Here is a 4,833-nt window from a genome sequence, read left to right as displayed (position 1 = left end):
CGCGATCAACCGCCGCCTCGACCGCCCGCACTTCGGGACGTTCGCGACCACCCCGCGCCGCCTCGCAGCCGGTCGCCGGGAACAGGCGGAGGACCGCCGCGCGTTCCTCGAACTCGTCTCGGAGACGGACCGCGACTGGAAGGCGATCGCGTACGCCGTGGGGAACGTGCTCCAGTGTTGGGAACAGCAGGGGCGGCTCGACGCGATCTTCGAGTACGACGCCTACGTCGACGACGGCGACCCGCGAGGTCATCGCGGCCATGCGAGACCTCCGAACCACGTCGAAGCGGCTCACGGAGTACTCTGTCGATGACGGCCAGTCGGTCGCGGTCGTCGGCCACGACCGGCTGACGACCTTGGAGCGCGGCGTCCTCCCGGAGTCGTTCGACCGCGTCGACCTGTTCACCGACGGGGCGTTCGACCGCCCGCCCTTCCACGTCTTCGAGTCGGCGACCGACATCGTCGCGGCGCTCCTCGACGCCGTCTCGGCGCGCAACGCCGACCGCGTCGCGGTCGTCCTCGACGGCGGCGGCCAGTACTCCTCGCTCGTCGAGTCCGCCCTCGAAGCGGCCGAAATACCCTTCTACGGCGGTCCGGGGTTCGCCGACGACCCGCACCACAGGGCGTTCGTCCAGCTGCTCCGGCTCGGCTTCCGGGGGTCCGACACGACCGTCGGCGACGCCCGGCCGGTGCTCTCGCAGTTGGGCGTCGACGCTCCGGTCCGCGACCGCGACAGGCGACTGGCGACGGTCGACGGTCCCGGAGTCGAGTGGCTGCGGGAGTTTCGCGACGGCGTCGAGGACCGGACGTTCGCGGCGGCGCTCGACGCGTACGCGGACCGGGCCGGCGTCGAACTGGCGCGGTTCGACGAGGAGTTACGGCGGCTCGGTCTCGCCGACGACCCCGTGACCGAGGCCGCGGTCGACCGGCTCGCCTACTACCTCCAGACCTACGAGGTCCCCGTCGACAGGGACAACGAGGGCGTCCTCCTCGCCGACGCGAAGTCCTCGGCCTACGTGGACCGGCCCGTGGTCTTCCACCTCGGGATGGGCGAGGAGTGGACGCACTCGGCCCCGCAGCGGCCGTGGGTGGACGCCGAGACGCAGTTCGAGCGCTACGTGGGGGACTTCCAGCGCCTGCTCCAGAGCGGCGACCGGCAGTACTACCTCGTCCGGGACGCCGCGGGCGGGGAGCCCGTCACGCCCTGTCTGTACTTCGGCGACCTGCTCGACGAGGGGTTCGAGCGGTTCAGCGACCTCGACTCGGTCGAACACCGACGGCGGCCGCGACAGACCGGCGACGGCTTCGACCGCCGGCCGCTCGGGGTCGACGCCGAGACGGTCGAGACGGTCAGCCAGTCCGCCCTCAACGGCTACGTCAACAGCCCGCGAGATTATCTCTTCGGGCGGCTCCTCGATTCGCCCGATCGGGAGCGGTTCGTCGAGGGGAACCTCTTCCACGACTTCGCGGAGTTCTACGTGAACCACCCCGACGCCGTCGCGGCGGCCGACCTCGACGACCTCGTCGACGCCATGCTCGGGGAGGCCGAGGCGTTCTTCTCGGCGTCGGACGAGCCCCTCCGCCGGCGGAGATACCGAATCGGACTGGAGCTAATCTCAGCGTACCTCGACGAGAACGGACCGGAGTCCGACGAGTTCCTCACGGCGACATCCGGCTGGGGCGACAACTTCTTCGCCGAATACTTCGACCGCCCGGTCGACTCCCCGCTCACCGAGCACTGGTTCGAGGACGGCGCACTCGGCGTCAAGGGGAAGATCGACCTCGTGCGGTCGCCGACGCACCTGCTCGATTACAAGAGCGGGTCGAAGAAGCGACCCTCGCAGGTGGTCACAAACGCGGCGATCGATCCGCCGGCGGAGACGCCGAACTTCCAGGCGGCGCTGTACCTGACCTACTACCGAACCCTCCGACCGGACGAGCCGCTGGAGTTCACCTTCTTCCACTTCCTCGAACTGATGGACGACGTGATCGCGGGCGACGCCGACCTCGACGACGCGCTCACGACGGTCTCGTATCACCCCGTCACGTTCGACGAGTACGTCGGTTCCCGGGACGCCTACGAGGAACTGCTCGACGGGTACACCGACTGTCGGGAGACGTTCGAGGAGTTGGGCTACGCGGCCTACGCCGACGCCGTCGCGGATCTGTCGTTCCCCGAGACGACAGACAAAGGCGAGCTTCGCGCCTCCGCGTTCGCCGAGCGGTTCACCGCCGCCGTCGACGCCGGAACGTCCGGTGCGGTCGACGCCGAGAAGGGCGCGGATCAGGCGATCCGGGCGCTCAACGGCGTCCGCAGGCGCGCGTTCTTCCGTGAGGACCTCGACGCGTTCGAGTCGTTCGTCGACGAGCGCTTGGAAGAGCTGAACCGGCGACGGGCCGGCGAGGAGCGCTTCCCGGTCGACGGGCTCGGGGGCGAGCCGAACTACCGGCGCGTGGACAACCGCGACCTGCTGTTAGAGGGGGACCGATGAGCGACCCGACGCCCAACGACGCGCAACGGGAGCTGATCGAGCACACCGAGGGGACCTACCTCGTCGACGCCGGCCCGGGGACCGGGAAGACGTTCGCCATCGCCCGTCGCTACGGGAACGTCGTCGACCGTGACGACGTCGAGCCCGACGACGTCCTGCTCGCGACGTTCACGCGGAGCGCCGCGACGGAGATGAAAGAGCGGATCGTCGACCGCAGCGAGTACGGGCTGCGGGAGCTGGCCGACGCGCCGATCCGGACGTTCCACTCGCACTGTAACGAGATACTCGGGGAACACGGCCACGCCGCCCCGACGCACCTCGGCCTCGACGAGCGGATCACCGGCTCGACGCGGGTGGTGGACGACGAGCTGGTCGAGACCGAGCGGTTCCGGGAGTTCTTCGGCGGCTTCCGCGACGACCACCCGGAGTACGCCGCGTTCTATCGGATCCTCGATGAGCCGGGCGAGCTGCTCGATCTGATCCGGGAGCTCGCCGCGAAGGGGGTCGTCCCCACGACCGACGGCTGGTACGGCGACGGCGAGTCGCACCTCGACGGCGACTTCGCGGCGTTCGAGGAGCTGTTCGACGCCGCGAATCAGCCTCGAAACGACGGGCGGAAGCAGTCGGCGCTCCGTGAGGACCTGAGCCGCTTCGGGCGGAACAAGGCGTACCTCGGCGACGCGCCCTCGAAGTCGGAACTCCGAGGCGGGCGCGGGACGAAGCGGCTCGACGACGACGTTGCGCGGGACGCCTTCTTCGAGGACCGCGAGGAGCTCAAGGCGTTCGTCCACGACGTCTACGTCGAGTACGTCCGGTTCGCCCTGCGGCGGAACTACCTCACGTTCGGCTTCCTCCAGCTGTTCGCGTTCGTGCTCCTGCGCGAGGACCCGCGGGCCCGGGAGGCGGCGCAGTTCGAGTACGTCATGGTCGACGAGTTCCAGGACACCAGCGAGATCCAGTTCAAGCTCGCCCTCCTTCTGTCCGGCACGGAGAACTTCTGTGCCGTCGGCGACTGGAAGCAGAGCATCTACTCGTTCCAGTACGCGGACGTCCGCAACATCCTCGACTTCGAGGCGCGGTTGGAGCGGTTCGCCGCCGACCTCAACGACGACGCCGAGCGGGTCTCCTTCGACGCCGCCGACCCGACCCGGATCGAACTCCGGGAGAACTACCGGTCGACGGCGTCGGTGATCGACCTCTCCGAGCGAGCCATCGAGACGCCGGCAACGAGCGGCGAGGAGGTCGACGCCCCCCTCGACGACGTCGTCGAACTCTCCTCGAACGCGGCCTTCGACAACACGGTCGTCGAGGGAATCACCCACGAGGACGAACACGAGGCCGTCCTCTCGAAGGTCCAGGACATCGTCGGCGACGACGACTACGCCGTCGAGGGCGAGGACGGCGAGCCGCGCCCGCCGGAGTACGGCGATATCGCGGTGTTCACGCGGACCCGAGACTACGGCCGGGAGCTCCTCGACGTCGCCGACGAGTACGACTTCCCGATGGCGTACGACGGCGGGATCGAGCTGTTCCGGACCGACCCGGCGAAGCTGCTGCTCGCGTGGCTCCGGATCCTCGAGTCGGACGCCGACCGCGGCTGGGCGGTCGTCCTCGAACGGGCCGGCTACGCGTTCGACGAGATCGACCACGCGCTGGAGACGGAGACGTACCCGGACGACGCGGCCGCGTTCCGCGACGCGCTCCGCGAGTTGGAGTCGGTCGGCGCGGTCGCGCGCCGCGTCCTCGACCGCTACGGCTTCGCGGGCGACACCGCGGACCTCCTCCTCCACACGATCCAGTCGACGTACGACTCGACGACCGTCACCCGCGGCGAGCTGATCCGGTTCGTCGAGCGCGGCGTCGAGACCGGGAGTACGGTCGACCTCAGCGCGAACGCGGGCGACGACGCGGTGACCGTCCAAACGATTCACACGGCGAAGGGGCTGGAGTATCCGATCGTCGTGCTGGCGAACATGAACGAGGGGCGGTTCCCGCCGCGGACCGGCGGATCGAGCGTCGTCGAGTACCGAGATCCGGTCGGGCTCCGACAGCGGAAACGGTACGCCGAGGCGGGGGCACATCCGCACGTCTACGACAGCTGGCGACACGACGTCCGTCGGCGCTGTCTGCCCCGGGAGTACGACGAGGAGCGGCGGCTGCTCTACGTCGCGGTGTCGCGCGCGGAGAGCCACGTCGTGTTCGCGGCCGGCGAGGAGCCGAACGCGTTCCTCCGGGAGCTTCCGGTCGCCGTCGAGGAGGTCGACCCCGCCGTCGAGCCGTTCGACCGCGGCGAGCCGGCCGACGCGGAGCTACCGTTCGCGGTGACGGCCCCGGAGGGCCC

General features: G+C 69.7%; 1 protein-coding gene and 1 pseudogene. Both read left to right on the top strand.

Annotated features, from left to right (window positions below; translation table 11 throughout):
* Positions 1–2,492: pseudogene (locus BN903_RS07795) on the top strand (PD-(D/E)XK nuclease family protein); the annotation flags it as partial.
* Positions 2,489–4,833, top strand: a 2,345-nt coding sequence (locus BN903_RS07790; RefSeq protein ID WP_048077210.1) for an exodeoxyribonuclease V subunit beta, incomplete at its 3' end; no start/stop codon positions are given. The pseudogene BN903_RS07795 and the gene BN903_RS07790, both read left to right, overlap by 4 nt.

The organism is Halorubrum sp. AJ67, assembly GCF_000513435.1.
Note: the sequence above shows the minus strand (reverse complement) of the source record. Positions and strands in the feature narration are given on the sequence as shown.